The 24,481-nt window shown below is 64.3% G+C and carries 28 protein-coding genes; 9 read left to right on the top strand and 19 right to left on the bottom strand.

Features of this window, described 5'->3' with window-relative positions; genetic code table 11:
• Positions 1–110: 110 nt before the first annotated feature.
• The 14 genes from ABUH87_RS11140 to hisB all read right to left on the bottom strand — a co-directional run bounded on the left by ABUH87_RS11140 (position 111) and on the right by hisB (position 9,556).
• On the bottom strand, positions 111–644 hold the full coding sequence (locus ABUH87_RS11140; RefSeq protein WP_367773524.1) for a J domain-containing protein: 534 nt from the start codon (positions 642–644) through the stop codon (positions 111–113).
• A gap of 296 nt (positions 645–940) precedes the next feature.
• Positions 941–1,456 (bottom strand): peptidoglycan-associated lipoprotein Pal, encoded by a 516-nt coding sequence (pal, locus tag ABUH87_RS11145; protein WP_367773526.1) that lies wholly within the window; start codon positions 1,454–1,456, stop codon positions 941–943.
• 103 nt (positions 1,457–1,559) lie between these two features.
• Positions 1,560–2,948, bottom strand: coding sequence for a Tol-Pal system beta propeller repeat protein TolB (gene tolB / locus ABUH87_RS11150; protein ID WP_367773528.1), 1,389 nt, complete (start codon positions 2,946–2,948; stop codon positions 1,560–1,562).
• Complete coding sequence (locus ABUH87_RS11155) at positions 2,945–3,934, bottom strand: hypothetical protein (protein WP_367773534.1); 990 nt, start codon at positions 3,932–3,934, stop codon at positions 2,945–2,947. The genes tolB and ABUH87_RS11155 overlap by 4 nt, the downstream gene beginning before the upstream one ends.
• 17 nt (positions 3,935–3,951) lie before the next feature.
• Positions 3,952–4,404 (bottom strand): ExbD/TolR family protein, encoded by a 453-nt coding sequence (locus tag ABUH87_RS11160; protein WP_367773538.1) that lies wholly within the window; start codon positions 4,402–4,404, stop codon positions 3,952–3,954.
• Positions 4,404–5,114, bottom strand: a complete 711-nt coding sequence (gene tolQ / locus ABUH87_RS11165) for a protein TolQ (protein WP_367773540.1) — start codon at positions 5,112–5,114, stop codon at positions 4,404–4,406. Before tolQ ends, ABUH87_RS11160 begins: the two co-directional genes overlap by 1 nt.
• Complete coding sequence (locus ABUH87_RS11170) at positions 5,111–5,602, bottom strand: YbgC/FadM family acyl-CoA thioesterase (RefSeq protein ID WP_367773542.1); 492 nt, start codon at positions 5,600–5,602, stop codon at positions 5,111–5,113. Before ABUH87_RS11170 ends, tolQ begins: the two co-directional genes overlap by 4 nt.
• A gap of 131 nt (positions 5,603–5,733) precedes the next feature.
• The gene (locus ABUH87_RS11175) at positions 5,734–6,111 is read right to left on the bottom strand and encodes a histidine triad nucleotide-binding protein (RefSeq protein ID WP_367773544.1); all 378 of its coding nucleotides are present in this window, start codon (positions 6,109–6,111) and stop codon (positions 5,734–5,736) included.
• A 13-nt stretch (positions 6,112–6,124) separates the two neighbouring features.
• Positions 6,125–6,448, bottom strand: coding sequence for a phosphoribosyl-ATP diphosphatase (locus ABUH87_RS11180; RefSeq protein WP_367773546.1), 324 nt, complete (start codon positions 6,446–6,448; stop codon positions 6,125–6,127).
• A gap of 65 nt (positions 6,449–6,513) precedes the next feature.
• The gene (locus ABUH87_RS11185; protein WP_367773548.1) at positions 6,514–6,702 is read right to left on the bottom strand and encodes a PEP-CTERM sorting domain-containing protein; all 189 of its coding nucleotides are present in this window, start codon (positions 6,700–6,702) and stop codon (positions 6,514–6,516) included.
• Between the two features lie 133 nt (positions 6,703–6,835).
• Complete coding sequence (hisF, locus tag ABUH87_RS11190; protein ID WP_367773550.1) at positions 6,836–7,597, bottom strand: imidazole glycerol phosphate synthase subunit HisF; 762 nt, start codon at positions 7,595–7,597, stop codon at positions 6,836–6,838.
• A 1-nt stretch (position 7,598) separates the two neighbouring features.
• Positions 7,599–8,327 carry a 1-(5-phosphoribosyl)-5-[(5-phosphoribosylamino)methylideneamino]imidazole-4-carboxamide isomerase gene (gene hisA, locus ABUH87_RS11195; RefSeq protein WP_367773552.1) on the bottom strand — a complete coding sequence of 243 codons (729 nt, stop codon included), beginning with the start codon at positions 8,325–8,327 and terminating at the stop codon, positions 7,599–7,601.
• Positions 8,328–8,340: 13 nt separating this feature from the next.
• Positions 8,341–8,970, bottom strand: a complete 630-nt coding sequence (gene hisH, locus ABUH87_RS11200) for an imidazole glycerol phosphate synthase subunit HisH (protein WP_367773555.1) — start codon at positions 8,968–8,970, stop codon at positions 8,341–8,343.
• A complete protein-coding gene (gene hisB, locus ABUH87_RS11205; RefSeq protein ID WP_367773558.1) occupies positions 8,963–9,556 on the bottom strand; it encodes an imidazoleglycerol-phosphate dehydratase HisB in 594 nt (197 codons plus the stop codon). The genes hisH and hisB overlap by 8 nt, the downstream gene beginning before the upstream one ends.
• Positions 9,557–9,722: 166 nt before the next feature.
• Here hisB and ABUH87_RS11210 point away from each other — a divergent pair, with 166 nt between their 5' ends.
• From ABUH87_RS11210 to ABUH87_RS11230, 5 genes are all read left to right on the top strand, one after another.
• A complete protein-coding gene (locus tag ABUH87_RS11210) occupies positions 9,723–10,223 on the top strand; it encodes an SspB family protein (RefSeq protein ID WP_367773560.1) in 501 nt (166 codons plus the stop codon).
• Positions 10,224–10,252: 29 nt separating this feature from the next.
• A complete protein-coding gene (locus tag ABUH87_RS11215) occupies positions 10,253–10,705 on the top strand; it encodes a hypothetical protein (RefSeq protein ID WP_367773563.1) in 453 nt (150 codons plus the stop codon).
• A gap of 78 nt (positions 10,706–10,783) precedes the next feature.
• The gene (gmk, locus tag ABUH87_RS11220) at positions 10,784–11,458 is read left to right on the top strand and encodes a guanylate kinase (protein ID WP_367773564.1); all 675 of its coding nucleotides are present in this window, start codon (positions 10,784–10,786) and stop codon (positions 11,456–11,458) included.
• Between the two features lie 108 nt (positions 11,459–11,566).
• Positions 11,567–12,403, top strand: coding sequence for a 2,3,4,5-tetrahydropyridine-2,6-dicarboxylate N-succinyltransferase (dapD, locus tag ABUH87_RS11225; protein WP_367773566.1), 837 nt, complete (start codon positions 11,567–11,569; stop codon positions 12,401–12,403).
• A 98-nt stretch (positions 12,404–12,501) separates the two neighbouring features.
• Positions 12,502–12,723, top strand: a complete 222-nt coding sequence (locus ABUH87_RS11230) for a hypothetical protein (protein ID WP_367773568.1) — start codon at positions 12,502–12,504, stop codon at positions 12,721–12,723.
• 317 nt (positions 12,724–13,040) lie between these two features.
• Here ABUH87_RS11230 and ABUH87_RS11235 read toward each other — a convergent pair whose 3' ends face one another.
• The gene (locus tag ABUH87_RS11235) at positions 13,041–13,436 is read right to left on the bottom strand and encodes a cupin domain-containing protein (protein WP_367773570.1); all 396 of its coding nucleotides are present in this window, start codon (positions 13,434–13,436) and stop codon (positions 13,041–13,043) included.
• A gap of 37 nt (positions 13,437–13,473) precedes the next feature.
• Entirely contained in the window at positions 13,474–14,340 is an 867-nt protein-coding gene (locus ABUH87_RS11240; protein WP_367773572.1) for an SDR family oxidoreductase, read from the bottom strand.
• Positions 14,341–14,626: 286 nt separating this feature from the next.
• Here ABUH87_RS11240 and ABUH87_RS11245 point away from each other — a divergent pair, with 286 nt between their 5' ends.
• On the top strand, positions 14,627–17,332 hold the full coding sequence (locus tag ABUH87_RS11245; protein WP_367773574.1) for a M1 family metallopeptidase: 2,706 nt from the start codon (positions 14,627–14,629) through the stop codon (positions 17,330–17,332).
• Between the two features lie 97 nt (positions 17,333–17,429).
• Here ABUH87_RS11245 and ubiA read toward each other — a convergent pair whose 3' ends face one another.
• Positions 17,430–18,329 carry a 4-hydroxybenzoate octaprenyltransferase gene (ubiA, locus tag ABUH87_RS11250; protein ID WP_367773576.1) on the bottom strand — a complete coding sequence of 300 codons (900 nt, stop codon included), beginning with the start codon at positions 18,327–18,329 and terminating at the stop codon, positions 17,430–17,432.
• A gap of 46 nt (positions 18,330–18,375) precedes the next feature.
• On the opposite strand from ubiA, the gene ABUH87_RS11255 reads away from it, so the two are divergent.
• The 3 genes from ABUH87_RS11255 to ABUH87_RS11265 all read left to right on the top strand — a co-directional run bounded on the left by ABUH87_RS11255 (position 18,376) and on the right by ABUH87_RS11265 (position 22,404).
• On the top strand, positions 18,376–19,152 hold the full coding sequence (locus ABUH87_RS11255) for a 16S rRNA (uracil(1498)-N(3))-methyltransferase (protein ID WP_367773578.1): 777 nt from the start codon (positions 18,376–18,378) through the stop codon (positions 19,150–19,152).
• A 10-nt stretch (positions 19,153–19,162) separates the two neighbouring features.
• Positions 19,163–20,533, top strand: a complete 1,371-nt coding sequence (locus ABUH87_RS11260) for a glutamate--cysteine ligase (RefSeq protein WP_367773581.1) — start codon at positions 19,163–19,165, stop codon at positions 20,531–20,533.
• A gap of 104 nt (positions 20,534–20,637) precedes the next feature.
• A complete protein-coding gene (locus ABUH87_RS11265; protein WP_367773583.1) occupies positions 20,638–22,404 on the top strand; it encodes a bifunctional metallophosphatase/5'-nucleotidase in 1,767 nt (588 codons plus the stop codon).
• Positions 22,405–22,431: 27 nt separating this feature from the next.
• On the opposite strand, the gene ABUH87_RS11270 is transcribed toward ABUH87_RS11265, so the two are convergent.
• A complete protein-coding gene (locus tag ABUH87_RS11270) occupies positions 22,432–23,505 on the bottom strand; it encodes a class I SAM-dependent methyltransferase (protein WP_367773585.1) in 1,074 nt (357 codons plus the stop codon).
• Positions 23,502–24,380: a prolipoprotein diacylglyceryl transferase gene (gene lgt / locus ABUH87_RS11275; protein WP_419956691.1), complete on the bottom strand. Its 879-nt coding sequence runs from the start codon at positions 24,378–24,380 to the stop codon at positions 23,502–23,504. The genes ABUH87_RS11270 and lgt overlap by 4 nt, the downstream gene beginning before the upstream one ends.
• Positions 24,381–24,481 lie beyond the last annotated feature (101 nt).

Genomic DNA, 24,481 nt, shown 5'->3' on the forward strand with positions numbered 1-24,481 from the left:
CGAGCCAAGCCTGTCGTGCCAGGCCGCGCCGGCCGCACGTCCGCCGTGTTCTCTCCCCTCCCGGCGTTACCCCGCATTCGCCAGCGGGCGATGCGACATGCCCGGCAAGTTCAGCCTTTCCACTCCCGGCGCTCTTCGGCCTGTCGCAGCACTTCGTAGGCAACCTGATAGGCCTGGAACGCCTTGGCCGCCTCGGCATCGCCGGGCCGCACGTCGGGGTGGACTTCCTTCGCCTTGGCGCGCCAGGACTTCTTCACGGCGTCGAAATCCGCGTCTGGATCGAGGCCAAGCACTTCAAGTGCGCGCATCTCATCCCGGGTCCGAGTTCCGTCCCCAGATCCTGCCCAGCCATAGTGGGAGGATTCCTTGTAGCCCGCCGTCTGTGCACGCTCGCTGGATTCGCGCTGCGCCGCTTCCTCAGCGTCGAGACCGGCAAAATAGTCCCAGCCGGAGTTGTACTCGGCCGCGTGCTTCTGACAGAAGTACCAGCGTTCCGGGCTGTTGGGCGACTTGGGCGCGGGGCAATCGCCAGGATCGCTGCAGCCGTGGCGATCGCAGATGCGCACGTTCGTGGCTTCGCGCCCGCTGCCATAGCCACGCCAGCGCGGAAAACCCCAGTCATTGGATCGGCGGGCCTTGCTCATCCCTTGCGCGATAAGCCGCGACTCGGAGCCGAAGCAACCCCAGACTCGAAGTTAAAGTCAGGCCTGCGTTCAACGGATGTTAACCAGCCGCAGGGCAATTGCTGCATTGCAATATGCCCTCAGCATCCTTATAGTAAGCATGCTTAGCGAATAGAGGAACTCATGAGCGACCGCCTGACTGTTTCCGCCACATTCTCAGTGCTGATGATGGCGCTCTATGTGGTCATGGGCGTCGCGGCCTGAGCGCCCGGTAACGTGGGGCGGCCAAACCCGAGGTTCGGCGCGCCCCTGTCTGTTCAGTCTATCGTCACTGTCACCGCGCGGCGATTCTGCGCCCACGACTGAGCGTCCGAACCCAGCGCGACGGGGCGTTCCTTGCCATAACTGAGAGTCGACAGACGGCTGGGATCGACGCCCAAGCTCACCAGGTAGTTCTTGGCCGCATTGGCGCGGCGCTCACCCAGGGCGAGGTTGTACTCGCGCGTGCCGCGCTCGTCGGCATGCCCCTCGATCGTGGCGCGCTTGCCCGGATAGCGGGCCAGCCACTGCGCCTGCCGTGCAAGTGCCGCCTGATCCTGAGAGTCAATGTCGTAGCGGTCGGTGTCGAAATAGATCGTGTCCGCCCCTGCCATCAGTTGCACGAACTCGGCCTGGCTGCCGGGCGTCGCACCCATCTGGCCGGTGTCGGTCGACGTAGCCGGTGGGCCGGGCTCCGGCGGAAGCTCCTTGGGTGCCTTGCTCGCGCAAGCCGATAAGGCAAGCGCCCCGGCAACGAGGATAGCGGCAGGTCCGAGCTTGGCATGGGCAGGCATCGAAATCTCCTATTCAGCGCGACCAAAATGGTCATCAGATGCGAAAGTTCCGTTCGCGCATCCGTAAGCGCAAGGGCCAGCTTAGCGGTCCCTCACGCCAGGTCTACGGACGTATGGGCCCCCAAGCCGGGTCGGATGCGCCAACCGGGGTAGGCAGGCGCCGCTCATTGCGTCCGGTCAGATCCACTTGCCAGATCGAAGCCTGTCCCGAGCCGCGCGCGGTGCGGAAGAACTGCACGATCCGGCCGTTCGGAGACCAGGTGGGGGCCTCATCCTGCCAGCTGTTGGTCAGGTACCGCATGCCGCCCCCATCGGGACGCATCACTGCAACGCGCAAGTCACCGGCGACATGAGTGAAGGCAATCAGGTCCCCGCGTGGGCTCCATTCCGGAGTCGCCGCGCGGCCGCCGAAGAAGCTGATGCGGCGCTGGTTGGATCCATCCGCGTTCATCACGTAGATCTGCTGGCTGCCCGAACGATCACTTTCAAAGACGATCTGGCGGCCATCGGGCGAATAGCTGCCGCCGATGTTGATGCCAGGACCGTGAGTCAGCCGCTCCGGCGTGCCCCCGCCTGCTGCCGACACCCGGTAAATGTCCGTCGTGCCGCTCACCGACATGGAATAGAGCACCCATTTGCCGTCCGGCGACCAGCGAGGGGCGAGCGTGGGGTTGCCGGTGCGCGCGATCAGCCTCTGCGTGTCAGTGGTCAGATCGTAAGCATAGATGCTCGGCTGACCATTGAGGTAGGACAGGTACAGGATCTTCGAATAGTCCGGCGAGTAGCGCGGCGTCAGCGCCATCGCCTGGCCGCTGGTGAGATAGCGGTGATTTGCGCCATCCGAATCCATGATCGCCAGGCGCTTCATGCGACGGTCCTTGGGCCCGGTCTCCGCGATGTAGGCGATCTTGGAGTCGAAGAAAGGGCTTTCCCCCGACAACCGGGAATAGACGAGGTCCGAGCACTTGTGAGCCGCTCGCCGCCAGTCGCTCGCAGCAAATTGCCAACCGCCCTTCACCAACTGCCGCGTGAGCGAGATGTCGTAGAGATAGCAGCCGACGGTCAGCTGCCCGTCAGGATTGGCCCGAACGTACCCTTGCACGAGCATGTCGGCGCCCCGCCCCGACCACAGCGCATACTCGGGCGATTGCACTTGCGGAAAGCTGGGACTTGGCAAGCCCTGCGGACCGCTCGGCTTGAACAGTCCGTTGTTCCTGAGGTCCGACGCGATGACCTGGGCGATCGCCTGCCCCAGCTGCGCGGTCGAGCCCGCGTTGGTTTGTGTCGGCACGTCCCGATCGGTCGCGAAATTGGTGATCGCGATGCCGAGATCCTGCCACTCGTTCTCATCGGAAACGCTGCCGACGAGCCCTCCGTCTTCTGCAACCGCCGTTGCAGGCGGGGTTGGGGCGGCCGGGGCCTCCTGCGCGGCCAAAGGCGTGGTGACGCCCAGAGCCATGAGGAATGCGAGCGTCATCGAGCGGACGGTCATTGCGAAAGCCTCTTGTCGAAACGGAACTGCGACACGCGCTTCCACGCGTCATAGTATTCCTCGGGAAGATCGAACGGTGCGGCAAGGCGAACGGCGCGGATCGCCTGTTCCGCGTGTCGCGCTGCCTGGTTGCGATTGACGTCAGTGATGCCGAGCTGACGCACGACCTGCGGCGCGCCGGCAAGGCTGCCGTCGCGATTGAGACTGAACGACAGGATCGTCACAAGGTCCTCGGCATCCGGACCTTGCGGTGCCTGCCAGCGCGGCTTCAGCTGGCGCGAGATGGCGCTGGCCAGCGAAGAGCGCACAGCCGGGCCGATCGTCGCGGCAGCTGGCGCGCTCGTATTTGCGCGGCTTTCAGACGATCCGCCGGTCACCCCCTCAAGGAAGTCGGCGCCGATACGGCTGCCGCCTGCAGGTGCGTTCGACTTCGCTGGGGCCTTGGCCGCTGGCGCTTTCGCCGCGGGCGCTTTGGCCTCGGCCTTCTTCGCTGGCGCCTTGGGGGCAGGAGCCTTGGGAGCAGGAGCCTTTTTGGCCGGAGCTTCGGGCGCAGGCGCTTTCTTCGGCGGCGCCTTCGGAGCGGGCTCCTTCGCCTTCTCCTTCGGAGCAGGCTTTGGACGCTGAGTGGCGCGCGGAGACGGTTTGGGAGCAGGCTCAGCCTTGCGCGGTACAGGCGGGGGGGGAGCAGGCTTCGGCGGTGCTGGGGCAGGATCGGGCTCTGCCGGTGCAGGCTCAGCTTCCGCTGGCTCCTGCGCAGGCTGCGGCTCTCCCAGGGTGGGCGCGATCGAGGGCGCGGCCGGGGCACTGGGCTGCGGCGCTGTCGAGGTCAAGCCAACCTCGTCGCTGATGGTCACCTCGATACGCTCTGGCGGCTGAACCACCGGCTTTGCCTGCGGACGCAGCAAAAGAACCGCCACGATCGCTGCATGCGCAGCGATGGCGAGCCCGAGGCCGAGACCTTCCTCCTTGCGCAGCGCCAGAGCCATTCCCGTTCCGGCTATCCTCAGGCGCCTGAACCGCCGCTGACGCCTGTCACCAGCGAAATCGACGTAAAGCCTGCGCGGTTGAGTTCACCCATGACACTCATGACAGTGCCATAATCGAGCGCCTTGTCAGCACGCAGCGTCACCAGCGGCTTCTTGCCATCGGCTCCGGCCGGAACGGCAGTGAGGCGGTCAGTCAGCTCACCGGGCGCGAGAGGGGCCTCCTCGAGGTAGACGGTGCGGTCGGACTGGATCGTGATCGTCATCTGTTCGGCTTCCTCGGCCATTGCTTTGGCACGGCTGTCGGGAAGTTCAATCGGCACAGCGGCTTTCAGCAAGGGCGCTGTGACCATGAAGATGATCAGCAGCACCAGCATCACGTCGACCAGTGGCGTGACGTTGATGTCCGCCATCGGTGCACGGCCCCTGCGGCCCCGCGACCCGCGTCCGCCGCCTGCCACGCCCATCGCCATCAGCGCTGCTCCAGCTGGCGCGTCAACGCAGCGTGAAGCTTGTCGGCAAAACGCTGCAGCCGCGCTTCAAAGCCATTCACCCGGTGCGAGAAACGGTTGTAGGCGATGACTGCCGGAATAGCCGCGAACAAACCGATAGCCGTAGCGAACAGTGCCTCGGAAATGCCGGGTGCCACGACAGCCAGTGAGGAGTTTTGCTGTTCGCCGATCTGGAAGAAGCTGTTCATGATGCCCCAGACTGTGCCGAACAGCCCTACGAACGGCGCGACCGATCCGACGGTCGCGAGGAAGTTCAGCCGGTCGGAGAGCTTGTCCGCCTCCTCACCCACGGCAGAGTTCATGGCCAGGGCAATCCGCTGGCGCGCACCTTCCGGATCTGTCGAGCTGGCGGCATTGTGCTTGTACTCTGCCAGACCGGCTCCGGCGACCTTGCCCAAGGGCAACTCGCTGCGCCGCCGCTCGCGCTGGTAGGCATCGAAGTTCTCTGCGTCCCAGAAGCCCTTCTCATAGGAATCGCAGCGGCGCGAGATACTGCCGATCCGCAGCATGAAGGACGCAATGATCATCCAGGTCCAGATGCTGGCCAGGATGAGGCCGACCATCACGGCCTGCACGACGATGTCGGCATCGAGGAAGAGCTTGACCGGGTTCAGCCGGTCCGGCGCACCAACTGCAGCATCGCTGGCCGCCATCAGCAGATCGAACGTCATTCTTGTCCTTCCAGGGCTGCTTTGCCCGAATTGCCATCGATCAGACCGCCGGCGAACTCAGCGAACGCCTTTTGCCATGCATCCGGCTGGCGGCGCGGGCGTCCGTCGGGTCCGACGAAAGTCACGCGGACCGTTGCATCGACAAGCTTGGTTTCGCCGCACCATGCACTCTGGCTCAAGGTGCTGCTGGAGCGACCGATCTTGTCAGCGCGGGTCTCGATATGGACGGTGTCGCCGAGCCGGGCGGGAGCACGATACCGAATTGTCACCTCGGTCACCGTATAGCCGCCCTCACCCGCAGCCAGCGATGCCGCCTGATCGACGCCCAGCATCTCCAGCATGTCCGACCGGGCTCGCTCAAGCCAGCTCAGGTAATTGGCGTGGTAAACAATGCCACCCGCATCCGTGTCTTCGTAGTAGACGCGCAGCGCATACCAATGGACCGGGCCATCGATGCTGCCGCCTGCGGGTTGGGGGAGTTCTGTCATTTGCGCGCAGTCCTTAACGTCGCCACCGGGCGCTGCAAAGGCATCGCGCGCAAAACGTGGCACAGCCGCGCTAAAGCGCCGCAGCTGAACGGTGGCTAAACAGCATGCCCCACTTGTGCGGGCTCGTGCAGTCAGTCCGCGATCATGTGGAAGAACTGACGGCCGCCGAAGATGTGGACATGCAGGTGGGGAACCTCCTGATGACCGTGCCCACCCATGTTGACCATCAGCCGGTAGCCGGGCTGATCCAGCTCCAGCTGACGCGTCACGTTGCCCACGGCCCGCATGAACCCGGCGATCTGCGCGTCGCTCGCCTTTGCCGTGAAGTCGTCCCAGGAAACGAACGGGGTCTTGGGAATAACGAGGACGTGGACCGGAGCTTGGGGGCGAATGTCGTGGAACGCAAGCGCATGCTCGTCTTCGTACACTTTGTTGCACGGCAGCTCGCCCCTCAGGATCTTCGCAAAGATGTTGGCGTCGTCGTAAGGCAGCTTGGGATCGATAGGCATCGGTCAGGGGTCCTCAGGAGTTGCGCGCCGCCTTCTCGGCAATGCCGGACACGCCTTCGCGACGGTCAAGCTCGGCGAGAACGTCAGTCAGCGGAATGTCCTTCGCCCCGAGCAGGACGAGCAGATGGAACAGCAGGTCAGCCGCCTCGCCAACGAGGGCGGCGCGATCTTCGGCCAGAGCGGCGATCACCGTCTCTGTCGCCTCCTCTCCCAGCTTCTGCGCGATCTTGTTCAGGCCGCGTGCGTGAAGCTTGGCGACGTAGCTATTGTCGGGATCGGCGTTTCGACGGGCGGCGATTGTCGCCTCGAGCCGCTGGAGAGTATCGGAAGTAGCCATGCGCCGCCATCCATGCGGCTGGCGGCGAGCAGGGTCAAGCGCCGGCAGGCGCGCGCAGGTGCATGTCAGTCGCGGGGGCGCTTGGCTGAGAACTTCCGCCCGATCGCTACGCCCGCGATGCCGAGCGTCAGGAGCACCAGAGCGCTTGGTTCCGGGAGCGGAATGCTGCCGCTGGCCGCATGAGCAGACGCAACCGGAAGCAGCGCCAGGAACGATGCAGTAAAGATACTCGGCAGGGAGCGATTGCGCAGCACGGAAGCCTCATTGCACGTTTGGTGCAAGCGTTAACGCAACCCTTGTGCCACTTGCCCGCTTCGACCGATCACCGCGGCGGCTGATAGTTAACAGCCCGCTCGCCCTCACGTGACCTGTAAACCGTGCCGACACTCAGCTCCGGGCAGGCAGACCAGCGGCGCGAAGGGCTGCATGCGCATCGGCAACGGAATACTTGCCGAAATGAAAGATCGAAGCCGCCAGCACGGCGCTTGCGCGGCCTTGGGTAACGCCAGCAACAAGATGCTCGAGCGTCCCCACGCCTCCGCTGGCAATCACCGGCACACCCACCGCGTCGGCGATCGCGCGGGTAAGCGCCAGGTCGTAGCCGGCTTGTGTGCCGTCTCCGTCCATCGAGGTCACCAAGAGCTCGCCCGCGCCCAAGCGCGCCAGCTTCTCGGCGTGCTCCAGCGCATCGATACCGGTCGCGCGGCGCCCTCCATGCGTAAAGATCTCCCAGCGGCCTGGCTCCACCTGCCGTGCATCGACGGAGGCAACGACGCACTGGCTGCCGAACCGCGCAGCGATGTCCGAAACCACCTCGGGTCGGGCAACCGCGGCCGAGTTGACCGCGACTTTGTCAGCTCCCGCCAGTAGCAGTGCCCGCGCATCCTCTGCCGTGCGGACGCCACCGCCGACAGTGAGCGGCATGAAGCACACCTCCGCCGTGCGCCGAACGATGTCGAGCAGCGTGCCGCGCCCTTCGTGGCTGGCGGAAATATCGAGAAAGCACAGTTCGTCCGCACCGGCAGCATCGTAGGCGCGCGCCTGCTCCACCGGGTCTCCGGCATCCTTGAGATCGACGAAGTTCACGCCTTTCACAACGCGCCCGTCAGCGACGTCGAGGCAAGGGATGACGCGAACCCGAACGGTCATGCTATTCGCGCTCCGCCATGGCGATGGCCGCCGCCAGGTTCAGGCGCCCGTCGTACAACGCGCGCCCCGTGATCACGCCCTCGATGCCGTCGCGGGCGTGAAGCGTAAGCAGGCGAATATCGTCGAGCCCCTTCACGCCGCCGCTGGCAATCACCGGAAGATCGGTACGGTGCGCCAGATCGACCGTCGCCTCGACGTTGCAGCCCTTGAGCATCCCGTCGCGGCCAATGTCGGTGAACAGCAGGCTGGCAACGCCCGCATCCTCGAACCGGCGGGCCATGTCGACGATCGAGACGTCCGAAACCTCGGCCCAGCCTTCGGTCGCGACCATGCCGTCGCGCGCGTCCACGGCGACGACGATGCCGCCCGGATACTCGCGCGCCATGTCCTTGACGAACTGCGGGTCCTTCAGCGCCGCGGTGCCCATCACCACGCGGCTGACCCCGAGATCGAACCAGCCTGCGACCGCCTCGGGCGTGCGAATCCCGCCGCCAAGCTGCACGTGGCCCGGGAACACCTGGAGAATCGCCTCGACGGCCTCGCGGTTCTCCGCCCGACCGGCGAAGGAGCCGTCGAGGTCCACCACGTGCAGGTACTGCGAGCCAGCCTCGGCGAAGAGCATGGCCTGCGCCGCAGGGTTGTCCCCATAAACGGTGGCGCGGTCCATATCCCCTTCGGCGAGGCGGACGACCTGACCCTGCTTGAGGTCGATGGCGGGAAACACAATCATGCCAAACTATCCTTCAAGGCCGCCATTCCAGAAAGCGCGCCAGCAAGGAGAGGCCATAGGCCTGGCTCTTCTCCGGATGAAACTGCACGCCCACGACGTTGTCTTTCGCGACAGCGGCGACAAGGCCGCCGCCGTGATCGGTCATCGCGGCAACCGTATGCCCGTTCTCCGGCGCGAAGTGGTAGGAGTGCAGGAAGTACGCTTCACCCGGCTCGATCAGCCCGCTTGCCGGATCATGACGTCCTGGCGAGACGTCGTTCCAACCCATGTGCGGCACCTTGATCGCGGGATCGGTGCGCTCGATCAGCCGCACTTCCCCTTCGATCCAGTCGAGACCGCGGGTTACGCCATGCTCCAGCCCGCGGGTGGCGAGCAGTTGCATGCCGACGCAGATACCCAGAAACGGCGCACCGCCGACCTGCACGCGCTCCGTCATCGCCTCGACCAGATGCGGGATGGACCGCAGCCCCTCGGCACAAGCCTTGAACGAACCGACGCCCGGCAAGACGATGCGATCCGCAGCGCGGACCACATCGGGGCTGGCTGTGACGTGCACGTTATCGGCGCCTGCGGCCTTGAGCGCATTGGCGACCGAGTGAAGATTTCCGGCGCCGTAGTCGACCAGGGCCAGAACTTCAGCCACCGAGCTGACCCTTGGTAGAGGGCACAGCGTCCCCCTTGCGCGGATCAAGCTCAACCGCGGTGCGCATGGCGCGCGCGAAGCCCTTGAAGATGGCCTCGCAGATGTGATGATTGTTGCTGCCGTACAGCAGCTCGATGTGCAGAGTGATGCCGACAGCCTGCCCGATCGAATGGAACCAGTGTTCCACGAGTTCGGTATCCAGCTCGCCCAGCTTCTCCTGCGTGAACCTGGCTTTCCACACGAAGTAAGGCCGCCCGGAAATGTCGAGCGCGACGCGGGCCAGCGTCTCGTCCATTGGCGAATAGGCGGAGCCGTAACGGCCGATGCCACGCTTGTCGCCCAGCGCCTCGGCAATCGCCTGCCCGATGGCTATCGCGCTGTCCTCGGCCGTGTGGTGCTGGTCGACATGCAGATCGCCGACCACGCGGCAGGAGATGTCTATCAGCGAATGACGCGAGAACTGCTCGATCATATGATCGAGAAAGCCGATGCCGGTGGATATCTCGTAACGGCCGGTGCCGTCGAGGTTCACCTCGACAGCAATGTCGGTCTCGTGCGTCTTGCGGGCGATCCGGGCTGTGCGCATGCGCGGCCTATAGGCTGACAGGGCCAGGAATCAATCGCCCTGATCCACTCCAGAGCGTGACGTGGCGGGCACACTGCAAGCGCACCAGTGCGAAATCGACGAACACTGTTGAAAATGCGCACTCAAGCGCCTTGACCGCCCGCGACTCGATGCGCAGTTAGGCGGTATGACCGAAACGCCGCCCGATAGCCTTATTCCCTATGACGAAATTGTGCAGGAGGCACTGCGCGCCGTCGTGGGACGGGTGCTGGGACAAGTCGTTGCCGGCGGCGGTACCCTGCCGGGCACTCACCATTTCTACATTACGTTCAAGACCGCAGCTCCCGGCGTCTCGGTTCCACCTGAGCTGAGGGCGCGCTTCCCCGACGAGATGACGATCGTTCTGCAGAACAAGTTTTGGGATCTCGTGGTGCGCGAAGATGCTTTCAGCGTGGGGCTGAGCTTCAATCAGATTCCTGCAAAGCTGGAAGTGCCGTTCTCCGCAATCACCGCATTCGTCGACCCCGCAGTCGATTTCGGATTGCAGTTCCAGGCCATGGTCGCCGACGATGACGACAACGATCACGACCCGGACAACGATGGTGCGGAACGTGATGGCACATCGCGCATTACTTCGTCGGAAGAAGGATCGAACGTCGTTTCGGTGGACTTCGGAAAGAAGAAGTAACGGGCCGCAGCCCGGGATCGGTGAACGCGATGGGCAGGACCACACTGGGCAAGAAGATGGGCGATCTGTCGGCCAAGAGCCACGACGCCGCTGATGCAGCGAAGGAGAAGGTCAAGGCCATCCTTCCCGGTGAGCCGGGTGACCTGCATGGACCGAGCCCCAATCCGCATACCAACCTGCTGATCGCCGATGTTGCGCTTCGCGGAAGCGCCATGCTGGCACGCCGTGTCGTGGAGCGCGGGATGCTAGGCTCCAAGTACGCCCCGCAGAAAGCGAAAGCGATTCTCAAGGGCCGGACCTTCGGCGAGACGATTTTCCACACGGCCATCGCGCGCGTCGCTACAAGGTCGGTACCGGGCGCCATTCTCGTCGGCGGCGGACTGCTCGCGAAAACACTCTACGACCGCAGCAAATCTTCTCATGCTGCCCGCGCTGAGGGTGAGGCCGAACTTCACAAGATGGCGAAGAAGGGCGAAGATTAGATCTCGCCCTGGAGCTGCCGGAGCGTGAGTGGCGCTGGCGCATCTTGATTTGCGCCATCGTCAGCGCCATCAGCGGGCATGACTGACTTAGAACCTTCCGCCCTTTCCATCCCGGACTCCGACGCGCTTCATCGGCGTGGCTTGATGTTTATCCTCTCCTCTCCCTCTGGAGCTGGGAAGACGACCGTAGCGCGCATGCTGCTCGCGCAGGATTCACGCCTTCACATGTCCGTGTCCGCTACGACACGCGCCCCGCGCGCCGGCGAAGTCAACGGACGAGACTACATTTTCGTCGATCAGTCCGAGTTCGACCGGATGGCGGAGGATGGGCAGTTCCTGGAATGGGCGCACGTCTTCGGCCACAGCTACGGCACGCCCAAGGCCGAGGTGAAAGCCGGCCTGAAGGAAGGCAAGGACTATCTCTTCGACATCGACTGGCAAGGGACGCAGCAGCTTCACCAGAAGATGCAGGCTGACGTGGTGCGCGTCTTTCTGCTCCCGCCGAGCATCGATGAGCTACGGCGCCGGCTTACCGCTCGCAACACGGACAGCCCGGACGTCATCGCTGCCCGGATGGACCGCGCAAAAGCGGAAATCAGCCACTGGGACGCTTACGATTATGTGATCGTCAACGACGACATCGAGATCTGCTACGCCAAGGTGGCGCAGATCCTGGCGGCAGAGCGCATGCGGCGCACGCGCCAGACCGGGCTGATCGGGTTCGTTCGCGAAATGACAGCGCCCGAAGCCTGACCGATCCTCGCCGGATCGCTGCAGGTCATCGGCGAACACGCCCTTGTCCTGCCAGGCGGCAGCGGATAGGCGCTGCGGCGCCACACCTTTCTTGGAGAGACCCTCAGCATGTCCCAACTCGAAGCCGCGATCGAATCCGCATGGGAAGCGCGCGACACTGTCACGCCGGCGAGCGACGAGGTGCGCGGTCATGTCGAGCAGGCTCTCGCCTTGCTGGACTCGGGCACGGCGCGGGTCGCCGAACCTGACGGTGCGGGCGGCTGGAAGGTCAATCAGTGGCTGAAGAAAGCGGTGCTGCTCTCGTTCCGCCTGAACGATAATGCGCCGCTTGAGTACGGCGCCGGCGGCGCTCCCGCCTTCGATAAGGTTCCGCTCAAGTTCGCCGGGTGGAGTGCCGATCGCTTCCGCGAAGCAGGCTTCCGCGTGGTGCCCGGCGCGATCGCACGACGCGGCGCGTTCATCGGCAAGGGCGTGGTGCTCATGCCCAGCTTCGTCAACATCGGCGCGTACGTTGGCGAGGGATCGATGGTCGACACCTGGGCGACCGTGGGCTCCTGTGCTCAGATCGGCCGCAATGTGCACATCTCCGGCGGTGCAGGCATCGGCGGTGTCCTTGAACCGTTGCAGGCCGGCCCCGTTGTCATCGAGGACAACTGCTTCATCGGCGCCCGGTCCGAGGTGGCAGAAGGCGTGGTCGTGGGCGAAGGTTCCGTGCTGTCGATGGGCGTATTCATCGGCGCTTCGACCAAGATCATCGACCGCTCCACCGGCGAAGTGCACGTCGGCAGGGTTCCGCCCTACTCGGTCGTTGTCCCCGGCTCGCTTCCGGGCAAGCCCCTGCCGGACGGCACGCCTGGCCCGTCTCTCTACTGCGCAGTGATCGTCAAGACCGTCGATGCGCAGACGAGATCGAAGACCGGAATCAACGAGCTTCTGCGAGACTGAGCCTCCACAAAGATCGTCCGCGCGGAACGGCGGCCCCACTGGTGCGTTTTCCTAGCAAGAGTTCCGCCATTGGCGGCATCGCAGCGAGGAGATACGCCATGGATAATCAACGTCGCGAAGTCCACGTCGAACAGGATGAAGCACGCGCGGGAAGCACGCCCCATATAGTCCGCTATGTTCTGCTGATCAGCCTTGCTCTGGTCATTGTCGCGCTGACAGTGGTCTGGGTCACAGGCGCGATGAGCACCAGTCACAGCGGCAGTGCCTACGAGGATACGCAGCGTGCTGTGGCCGAAGAGGAAAGGCGCGTGGAACAGTAAGGCCGGCGCTGACACTGGTTAAGGCGAACATCACAACGCCGGGCCGCCCCAGAGGTTGGCCCGGCGTTTGCGTTTGGGCGGTTGGGACGGATGTGGACTGCGCGCCTTGCAGATCGCCGCGGAAGGTGATGCAGTCCTCGTCGCCGAAACTAAGTGGCGCCCTCTCCAAAGACCGGACCATACCGGCACCCTGGACTTGCTGCCGGCCCGCGATGACGGCTGCCACAGTGGCCGAAAAGAGGTCCGCCACCGTCACCTGTCGATGACCATAACGCCCCTGCCCGCGATGGTACGCTGGCAGGGGCGTTATGCGAGACCTACTCCGTTGTCTTTCCGTCGAAGTGCTCGTGCGACGAGTCCGCGTCGGCCTTGGTCTTGTGGACAGTGCCGTCGACATGCTCCGGCGGTCCGTAAATGGTGTAAAGCCGCAGCGGCTCACTACCCGTCGACTTGACGTTGTGCCGGGCACCTTGAGGCACGATGACGCCATCATCGGCTTTCACCTTGTTGCAGGCTCCGTCGATCCAGATTTCCCCTTCCCCCTGCTCGATGCGGAAGAACTGGTCGCGGTCGTCGTGCACCTCCTCGCCGATCTCATCGCCGGGCTCGATGGACATCAGCACCAGTTGAAGGTTGTGCCCGGTGTAAAGAACGCGACGGAAGTCTCCGTTCTGCTCCGTGAGCTCTTCGATGTTTCCGACAAACCCCTTCATGCTTCTTGCCTCCTTGCACCCGACGGGAAAGAGCCGACTATATCAGCGGCCTGCCGCCAGTCACGGCAATCGTTGCACCGGAGACATAGCTCGCCTCGTCGGTGGCCAGCATCACGTAAGCCGGGGCAAGCTCCTTCGGCTGCGCTGGGCGCCCCAGTGGCGTGTTCTTGCCGAACTCCTTCACTTGCTCGGGCGGCATCGTCGAGGGAATCAGCGGGGTCCACACAGGCCCCGGCGCGACGCAGTTCACGCGAATGCCCTTGCTTCCCAGCAGCTGCGCCAGGCCCCCGGTGAAGTTCTGGATCGCACCTTTGGTGGTGGCGTAAGGCAGGAGAGTGGGCTTGGGTGTATCGGCGTTGATCGAGGTCGTGTTGATGATGGCACTCCCCTCTCCCATGTGCGGAAGCGCGGCTTTCGCCAGGTAGAACATCGCGTGAATGTTGGTGGCGAAGGTCTTGTCCCATTCTTCTTCGGGGATATCTTCCAGAGCCTCGAAGGTCATCTGGTGCGCGGCGTTGTTGACCAGGATATCGATCCTGCCGAACTCTTCTGCCGCCTTGTCCGCGATGGCGCGGCAATGTGCGGCATGGCTGATGTCCCCCCGCACCAGTATCGCCTTGCGGCCAGCCTGCTCCACCCAGCGAGCGGTCTCCTGAGCGTCCTCGTCCTCGCACAAGTATGAAATGAGCACGTCCGCGCCTTCCCGCGCAAAAGCGATGGCGACGGCCCGCCCGATCCCGCTGTCCGCGCCGGTGATGATAGCCTTCTTGCCTTCCAGCCGGCCCGACCCGCGATAGCTCTCCTCGCCGTGATCGGGCTTGGGATTCATCTCCGTCGTCTTGCCGGGTACCTTCTGCTGCTGTTCCGGCAGCGGCGGCTTTGCGGCGTCAGTATTGCTTGCCATTGGGGGCCTCCTTTGCATTTCTGCCGATGCAACCGCTGCGCGGGGCGAGGGGTTTCCAAGCCGATCCGCGCCTCAGGCTCGAGTTCAGTTCGGTTGTGCAGCAGCTGCGCTCACGGCCGGGAATGCCCTGCCGTATCGCCGAAGACACAGCGACGCTGTACTTCCCGCAACTGAGATGCAGCGACAAGCCGAGGTGCCCTTGCGTCAGACTGGATCACCAGCGCGGCGCGCGCTACCACTGGCGCAGCTCGTCGCACGGTCGACGTATTCGGAGCATTCTATCCTCATGCGCCCAGCCTTTCGTTCCTTTGCCACCGCTTCAGCGGTGATCGCTATTGCGTTCTCTCAGCCCGTTCTTTCCCAGCCCGCTCTTTCACCGCCTGCATCAACGCCAGCGGTTTCCTCGCGAGAGCTTGCACCGCTTCCCGAAACGGTGCCCAGCGACCTGCCCCGTAATGCCCGGCCATCGCACTACACCATCGAGGTGACACCCGATGCGCAGGCCCTTACCTTTACCGGCAAAGTCGGCATCGACCTGGCGGTCTTCGCTGCCAGCGATGCTTTGACGTTGCACGGCAATGGCCTGAAGGTTTCGTCCGCCACCCTCAAGCCTGCGACAGGCGCGGCGATCCCGCTGCGGGTTACGGCCGACGAGCAGAACCAGACCCTGACGTTCACGTCGGCCAAGCCGATCCAACCCGGCCGTTATCAGCTCGACGTGAGCTATGCCGGTACGATCGGCAAGCAGCCCTCAGGGCTCTTCGCTCTCGACTATCCTGACAAGCGCACGGGACGCGAAGTACGCGGCCTATTCACGCAGTTCGAGGCACCCGATGCCCGGCGCTTCGTGCCCAGCTTCGATGAGCCGAGCTACAAGGCGACCTTCGATCTCGCCGCCATAGTTCCAGCTGACCGGATGGCCGTCAGCAACATGCCGGTCGTGCGGGAGGAAGCCTTGCCGAACGGTCGCAAGCGCGTGACCTTCGGCACGACACCCCGGATGAGTTCGTATCTGCTGTTTTTCGGCCTCGGCGACTTTGAGCGGACGACCAAGGTGGCGGCGGACGGCGTGGAGGCCGGCATCGTCGCGCCTGCCGGCAGCGGCAAGCAGGCTGACTATGCACGCGAATCCCTTGCCGAGGTGCTTCCCTGGTTCGACGAGTACTTCGGCGTGAAGTATCCGCTGCCCAAGCTGGACAACGTGGTAGCCCCGGGTAGCTCGCAGTTCTTCGGAGCGATGGAGAACTGGGGCGCGATCATGACGTTCGAGCGTATTCTGCTCTTCGATCCGGCGACCACCAGCCCCACCGGCAAGCAGGACATCTACAGCGTTCAGGCTCACGAGACTGCTCACCAGTGGTTCGGCAACCTTGTGACGATGTCCTGGTGGGACGACATCTGGCTGAACGAAGGCTTCGCAAGCTGGATGGCGGATAAGGTCACCGCGCACTTCAATCCGGAATGGAGCTGGGAGCTTGGCGGCATCGACGGTCGCGAAGCCGCCATGGCGCTCGATGCACTGCCGACCACACACCCCGTCGTGCAACAGATTCGCACCGCGTCCGAGATGGAGCAGGCCTTCGACGCCATCACCTACCAAAAGGGGCAGGCGGTGATCGCCATGCTGGAGGACTATGTCGGCGCCGACACCTGGCGTGAGGGCATGCGCAGCTACATGCGCCGGCACGCCTACTCGAACACTGTCAGCAAGGATCTCTGGACGGCCATCGAGGGCGCAGGCGGGCAGGACGTGAACCTGATCGCCGACGCATTTACCCGCACCCCCGGCGTGCCGCTGCTTCGCGTACGGAGCATACGTTGCAAGGGCGGGCAGAGCCGGCTCGATCTGTCACAGGATGCATTCTCCCTCGATGCGGGGTCACGCAAAGGTCAGAAGCCGACTTGGCCGATGCCCCTCCTCATCCAGGTCGGTCACAGCGACCCCGTACGTCATCTGATGACTGGCAAGGCAGAGACGGTCACCGTGCCAGGCTGTGGCGCGGTGCTCGTGAATAGCGGGCAGCTGGGTTACTACCGCACGCTTTATGACCGAGCCTCGCTAGACCAGCTGGTCTCCAACTTCGGCTCGCTGAAGACGATCGATCAGTATGGGCTGATGCGGGACAATATCTCGCTCTCGCTTGCCGGATACCAGGACATGTCGGGCGGCCTGCGGCTGCTCGCCTCCATCCCCCACACGGCGGACGCAGCGCTGGCCACCAGCGCCGCCGAGCAGTGGCAACGGCTGTATGGCGTGCTGGAAGAGGGCCCGGCGCGCAAGCAGTTGGCAGCCTTGATCTCGCGCACCCGGGCTCCACGGCTCGCGCAGCTCGGCTTCGAACCGCGCGCTGGCGAGCCTCTCACGCAGACCAAGCTGCGCGCCCAGCTGATCGAGACGTTAGGCACTGCCGGCGAGCCGAGGGTCGTGGCAGAAGCGCGCCAGCGGCTGCAGTCTCTGCCAACGGACCCCACTGCGCTGGATGGGCCGCTCAAGCGTACGTGGCTGGGGGTAGCGGCGAAGAACGCCACCCGCGATGACTGGGAGCTGCTGCGAGCTCAGGCCGCAAAGGCTGACAGCCTCGTCGAACGCCAGCTATACTACAGCAGCCTGGGCCTCGCTCAGGACGAGGCGCTCGCCCGTGAGGCACTCGCGCTTTCGGTGTCCGGCACGCCTGACGTAACCAGCGCTCCGCAGATCATCACCTCGGTCGCGCTGAACTATCCGGAAATGGCCTTCGATTTCGTACGCGCCAATCAGGATGCTGTGGACCGGCTGATCGAGCGTCCGGGCCGCCCGCGCTTCTTCGCCAGAGTCGTGGGAGCGAGCACCAATCCGGAAATGGTCAGCAAACTGGAAACCTACGCCGCAACCCTGCCGGAAGACGAAGCCAAGCCGGTTGTCCAGGCTCTGACGGCCCTGAAACAGCGTCTCGCGAGCCGGCCACGGCAGCGCGAGCAGTTGACCACCTGGTTGCGCAAGGCAGCCCGCTAACGCGCGCTCCCGCTCTGCAACTGGTGAAATGAAACTGTCGCTAGTGCGCCGCTCTCATGCGGCGGCGCACTAGCGACGATCCTTGAGCCGGGCGCGCTCAAGCGTTCCCGACAACCCAACAGGCGAGCGCCATCAGCAACCCGGCGAAGCGATTCGCGCGAAAACGGGCCAAGGCATTGCCTCCATCCGCTGCATCGAGCGTCAACACCTGCCACGCCAGGTGCACCGCGATCGGGATCAGCGCGAGCAGTGCCAGCCAGTCCCAGCGCACAAGCCAAAACGCGCACGCCCACGAAGCAACCGCGATTGCATAAAAAGCCGCGACACCGCTGCGAACATGACTGCCCAGGCGCAACGCGGCAGATCGCACGCCGACCAGAGCGTCATCCTCCCGGTCCTGTAGCGCATAGATCGTGTCATACCCGATCACCCACGCAATCGACCCGGCATAAAGCAACGCCAGTGTAGGCAGTCCGTCGCCACGTACTTCGACCCAGCCGACCAATGCCGCCCACGAGAAGACAAGGCCAAGCCACGCTTGCGGCCACCATGTGATGCGCTTCATGAAAGGGTAGGCCGCAACGGGTAGCAGGCTCCCCAGCGCGACAATCTGCGCCTGCCATCGCAGTTGCAGCAGGACGATGAGGCCCACAAGGCACAGTGCCAGAAGCCAGAACCCCGCCGCCTTCTTGCTTACGCGACCGCTGGCAACCGGTCTTGCAGCCGTGCGCGCCACCTTCCGGTCGATGTCGGCATCGACGATGTCGTTGTACACACACCCCGCGCCGCGCATGGCGACAGCGCCCACCAGCAGCCAGGCAATGAGACCCCAGCGATCCTCGCCGCCGGCAAGCAGCACGCCCCAGGCGCCCGGCCAGAACAACAGCCACCAGCCGATCGGCCGGTCGAACCGCGCAAGAAGCGCGAGGTCTTGCAATTGCGGAGGCAGCGCGGAAACGAGACCGCGGTGCTGCGTATCGGGAACGATCTGCGCCATGTGGACGACGATAGCCGTCTGGACCGTGATCGGCTAGGTGGGGTTCATGCCCGCCACTCCTGCATGGCCGCCCAAGAGCGCACCGCGCCTGTTTGTCTCTGCGCCGCTCAGCGCAGGAACAGCTCTCGAACTCGATGGGCCGCAGGCGCATTACCTCTCGCGCGTCATGCGTGTTACGGTCGGCACCACGGTTGTGCTCTGCGATGACCTGACGGGCGAGTGGGCGGCAGAGGTGACGGAGGCAGGCAAGCGGAGCGTGTCCCTTGCCGTTCGCGAACGCTTGCGGGAACGCGAGGAGGTGCCGGACTTCTGGCTTTGCGCGGCCTTGCTCAAGAAGCCGAACTTCGACCTCGTTCTGGAGAAGGCGACGGAACTGGGTGTACGCTGCATTCAACCGATCGTCACCCGCCGCTGCGTCGCGGACAAGCTGAACGAAGAGCGAGCGCTGGCAATCGTCACGGAGGCGGCAGAGCAATGCGCACGCACGGCCCTGCCGCAATTATCGCAACCGGTACGTCTGGACACCCTGCTCAAGGACTGGCCGGACGATCGCGCGCTGTTCTTCGCCGATGAGAACGGCGGAGAACCTGCCGCAGAGGCATTTACCGCACACCGGGGGCCCGCCGCCTTGCTGATCGGCCCTGAGGGCGGGTTTGACGATGCAGAGCGTTCGACGGTCCGCAGCCATCCGCAAGCACGCGCAATCAGCCTGGGGCCACGTATCCTGCGTGCAGAGACCGCCGCAATCTCCGGCTGCGGATCCTGGATGGCCGTGGCGGGTGACTGGCATAATTCGCTGGCGCGCTCCGGGCCTGTAGCTTAACGGCTCGCACATGAGTACCCGCGAGGTTTCGGATCGCGATGATCCGGTGATCGAGACTGTTGCCCAGCTTGCCGAGCCGATGGCTGCGGGCGAAAAGCCGCGCGACCAATGGCGAATCGGCACTGAGCACGAGAAGCAGGTCTATGCTCTCTCCGATCACCACGCCCCGTCCTATGATGAACCCGGCGGTATCCGCGACCTGCTGCTTTCGCTGCGCGAGTTCGGCTGGGAGCCGATCGAAGAAGGTGGGCACGTCATCGCCATGAAAGGCGCCGATGGGACCGTCAGCCTGGAACCGGCAGGCCAGCTTGAGCTTTCAGGCGCTCCGCTGGAGACGCTGCACGACACCTGCAACGAGACGGGACGGCACCTCAAGCAGGTAAAAGCGATCGGCGACAAACTCGGCGTAGGTTTCCTGGGTCTGGGCATGTGGCCTGACAAGCGGCGCGACGAGCTGCCGATCATGCCGAAGGGCCGTTACGCGATCATGCTGCGCCACATGCCGCGGGTGGGATCGCTGGGGCTCGACATGATGCTGCGCACCTGCACGATCCAGGTGAACCTCGATTATTCGAGCGAGGCAGACATGGCGCAGAAGTTCCGCGTCAGCCTTGCTCTGCAGCCGCTTGCGACAGCGCTGTTCGCCAACTCTCCGTTTACCGAGGGCAAGCCGAACGGCATGCTCTCGTACCGCAGCCACATCTGGTCGGATACAGACCCGCACCGCACGGGCATGCTGCCGTTCGTCTTTGAGCAGGGCTTTGGATACGAGCGTTACGTCGAGTACATGCTGGACGTGCCGATGTACTTCGTCTTCCGCGATGGACGCTACATCGACGCAGCGGGACAATCATTCCGCGACTTCATGGCCGGCAAGCTCCCCGCGCTCCCGGGCGAGCTACCGCACATGAGCGATTGGCAGGACCACCTCTCCACCGCCTTCCCGGAAGTGCGGCTCAAGTCTTTCCTGGAAATGCGCGGTGCCGATGGGGGCCCTTGGAACCGCATTTGCGCATTGCCCGCCTTGTGGGTTGGCCTGCTTTACGATCAGGGCGCACTCGATGCCGCATGGGATCTGGTAAAGGGCTGGGACATGGAGGGCCGTGAGCGCCTTCGCAGCGAGGTGCCACGGCTGGGCCTGGATGCGCCGCTTCCAGGCGGAGGCACCTTGCGAGATATTGCGGCCGAAGTGCTGGCGATCTCCCGCTCTGGGCTGGCCGCCCGTGCCAGGCTGAATTCGATGGGGGAAGACGAGACGGGCTTCCTCTCCCCCCTCTCGGAAATCGTGCAATCCGGGAAGGTGCCCGCAGAACGGCTGCTTGAGAAATTCCATGGCCCTTGGAAGGGTGAAATTGCCCACGCCTACGAGGAAAGCCTCTGAAGCTGCCCTGCGGGGGGCCGACACGGTAAGTAGGCTCGTGCTCGCGCTGGTAACATGCCGGATCGCCATTGGCTTGTCACCTTCACCTTCGATAGAAGCACATCATGATCTTACAGACCAAACGCGGCCTGCCGCTGCTCATCGCGTCGCTGCTGGCTGCCTGCGCCACCCCGCAGGGCTCGGATCGGACACCCCGTTCTGGCGCGGCGGCGCCGGTTAGCGTCGGCATCATCGCGATCAATGACTTTCACGGCGCACTCGAGCCTCCCAAGCAAGCGGTCAATATCCGCGGCGCGGACGGCAGCATCACAGGCGTTCCCGCGGGCGGTGCGGCCTGGCTCGCCTCCGCAGTGGACCAGCTCAAGACGAAGCATCCCAACAACGTAGTCGTCGCAGCTGGCGATCTGACCGGCGCCTCTCAGCTCGCCTCATCGCTCTACCTCGACGAGCCGGCGGTCGGCGCCCTGAATCGCATTGGCCTTGAGTTCAATGCTGTGGGCAACCACGAATTCGACCGGGGCTGGAGTGAACTGCTGCGCCTGCAGAATGGCGGCTGCGAGAAGCACACGCGGCGCCAACCCTGCCGACTGGAGCAGTTTGCGGGCGCCAACTACAAGTATCTTGCCGCAAGCACCCGCAAGGAAGATGGATCTACACTCTTCCCCGCCACGGGTCTCAAGACGTTCAACACTTCCGCAGGCGAGATCGCGGTCGGCTTTATCGGCCTTTCGCTGCGCACGGTCCCGGCGCTGGTTTCCCCAGAGGCTCTGAAGGGCCTCAGCTTCGCGGACGAGGCCGCAACGATCAACGCACTGGTCCCGCGCCTCAGAGCCGAGGGGGCGGACGCTGTCGTCGTGCTCATCCACCAGGGCGGCAAAACCGAGGCTACGGAGGACCCCAGCGGATGCGAAGGTCTGGCAGGAGACATCGTGCCCATCCTCGACAGTCTTGAAGGTGGCGTGGATGTGGTCGTATCCGGCCACACGCACTGGGCTTACACGTGCGAATACAGGACGTCGGCCTCAGCAAAGCCCATCTTGCTGACCAGCGCCGGCGTGTACGGCAAGCTCGTCACCGATATTACCCTCTCTTTCGATCCGGCGACGCATGCGGTGATCGGCAAGAAGGCGCAGAACGTAATCGTGCAATCGCAACCCTACGACGCGGGGAGGGGACGGATCGAGAACACCGACCTTGCGCCCCGTTTCGCACCCAAGCCCAGCGTGGCGACTTATGTGAAGCGCTATGCTGACGACGTCGCAGGGGAAATCTCGCGTCCCGTGGGCAAGCTGTCTGGCCCTGCACCCAAGAGCGACAGCAGCGAAAGCTGGACTGGCGGGCCGCTCGGCAACCTCATCGCCGACAGCCAGCTTGGCGCAACCAAGGCTCTTGGCGCACAGATTGCCTTCACCAATCCTTTTGGCGTGCGCACCTCCCTTACCCCTGCTCCTGACGGATCGGTGACCTTCGGTCAGCTCTACGCCGTGCAGCCCTTCAACAACGAACTCGTCGTCCAGACGATGACGGGCGCCCAGATCAGGGCGGCGATCGAGGAAGGGCTGGACGATGCGGACGTCAAGCAGGTGCTTGCCCCTTCCGCCAACTTGCGCTTCAGCTTCGACATGGGTCGTCCGTCCGGACAGCGCCTTGTGTCGCTGACGCTCGACGGAAAGCCGCTGGACCCGCGCGCGACATATCGGGTGACCACGAACAACTTCCTTTCCGAAGGCGGAGACTTCTTCGCCGAGTTTACCAAGGCAACGGACAAGGTGCGGGCCGGGCTGGACATCGACGCACTGGAAGCCTGGCTTACCGCCGTGCCGGTTCGGAAGGTTCCAGATGAGAAGCGCGCGGTACAGATCGGCGGCTAACCGCCGACGAGCGGGTGCTGCCTTGCCTTAGAAGCCGGCGCCGTCCGGCCAGTTCGGTGCTGAAAGTCCCATGACCTTGAACAGAGCGCCCATCTGATCCGCCGCAGTGAGGCGCTGCAGTGCGGCCTCTATCGAAGTGGCGTGCTCGGGCGATGATCGGGCGAGCGCCTCCGCCCGCGCGGTGATCCCAAGAGACTGCAACCAGGCACCCTGCTCGACCGTGCCAAGCCAGCGGCAACCCCGCGAAAGCGCCACGTTCGCCAGTGTTGCGAAGTCGACGTGGGCTGTAAGGTCCACCTCTCCCGGCTGCTCGAAGACGTCCAGCTTCCGGTGCGCCCGCACCGCCTGCAAGGTGGAGCCGGTCCGTACGGCATCGTGGCCATAGTCAATGAAAAGGGCCGCACCGCCCTGCTCCACAAGCCGTCCGGCCACTTCATAGAGAACTGACGCTGCTCCGGGGCATGCCTCGATCAGAGTGCCCGCTTCGGCCTCTCGCATGCTTTCAGGAACAGCGGCATCCATCGGCCGATTACCGGCGACGGCGACGAACCGCTCATCCTCGGCGGCGACCATCCGCTCACGCCAGCCCTCCGGCGTCTTCACCAGCTGCCGGATCGGGAGTGCGTCCAGGAATTCGTTGGCCACGAGCAGGATCGCGCCTTCCTGCGGAACGGTCGAGAGATCGTGATGCCACTGTGCGTTCGGCACCGCGTCAATCTGCAAGGTCTTGAGTGCGATAGAGCTCTCGACGAAGTGCACCTTGGGCACGAGGCCGTATTGCGCCGCTGCGCGCAGGGCGTCCCGTGCCAGCGTGCCCCGGCCCGGCCCCAATTCTACGTAGTGGACCGGCTCGGCACGCCCCGCGCGTATCCAGATGTCGGCAAGCCACAGCCCGATAAGTTCGCCGAACATCTGGCTGATCTCGGGGGCGGTGATGAAGTCGCCACCTTCGCCCAGCGGATCACGCGAGGCGTAGTATCGGGCATTCGACTCGCCCATGTAGTACATCACGCTGATCGGTCCGGTGTTCGCGATCAGGCGCCGGAACATCGCGCTGAGCGATTCCCGCGCCTTCTCCTGAGCCGAACCTTCGACGCTCATGCCGGAACGGGCCGTCCCGCCGCCAGCGGTGGTTTGCTGAGCGCGCGCGCGATGATGATCAGGCCAAGCACCATCAGCGGCACGGTCAGCCATTGCCCCATCGAAAGGCCGGTGCGCATCGCGAAGTCCTGAAGCTGCGCGTCAGGCTCGCGGTAGAACTCGACCACGAACCGGCCGAGACCGATCCCGGTCGTAAACACCCCGACGAGCAGTCCGGGCCGGTATCGAGCCCGCGTCTTCCAGAACAGCAGGAGCATGATGACGATCATCGCCAGCCCCTCAAGCGCAGCTTCGTAAAGCTGGCTGGGGTGGCGCGGGAGCGGCCCGCCGTCCGGAAAGACCATAGCCCAACGGAGGGAGGGATCCGCCACGCGTCCCCAGAGTTCTCCGTTCACGAAGTTGGCAAGGCGCCCGAAGAGCATGCCGAACGGCACGCAAACCGCGATGTAGTCGGCAACCCGCAGGAAGTTCAGCTCTCCCCGCCACGAGACCCAGGCAATCGCCAGCATGACGCCGATCAGCCCCCCGTGAAAGCTCATCCCGCCATTCCAGAGCGACAGTAACTCGCCCGGATGCAGCCACAGGCTGGGAATGCCGGTGTCACCACCAGTGTAGAACGTCGCATAGCCGAGCCGGCCGCCCAGAATGATGCCAAGGGTACAGTAGAAGAACAGATCGTCGGCATGCCTCTGCGCCAGCGGAGCGCCGGGCGCCTTGATCATGCGCGTGAGATGCCAATAGCCCAGCAGAATACCGGCCAAGTACGCCAGCGAATAATAGCGCAGCGTGAAGAAGCCGAGATCGATACCGGTCTTGAGGCCCAGGTCGACCCAATGGATCGGCTCATGGACCGCGGCGGCGGCGGACAGGATCAGCAAGCGTGCAGCCTCACAGTGTTAGCGCTGGACGCGCGCAGAGCGACGCGCCGGAATGGCGGCCTTCTGGCATAGGCAGGCGAACGAGAAAAGCCGCCTTC

It is taken from the genome of Novosphingobium rhizovicinum (assembly GCF_040813635.1).
GTDB classification, from domain to species: Bacteria; Pseudomonadota; Alphaproteobacteria; order Sphingomonadales; family Sphingomonadaceae; genus Novosphingobium; species Novosphingobium rhizovicinum.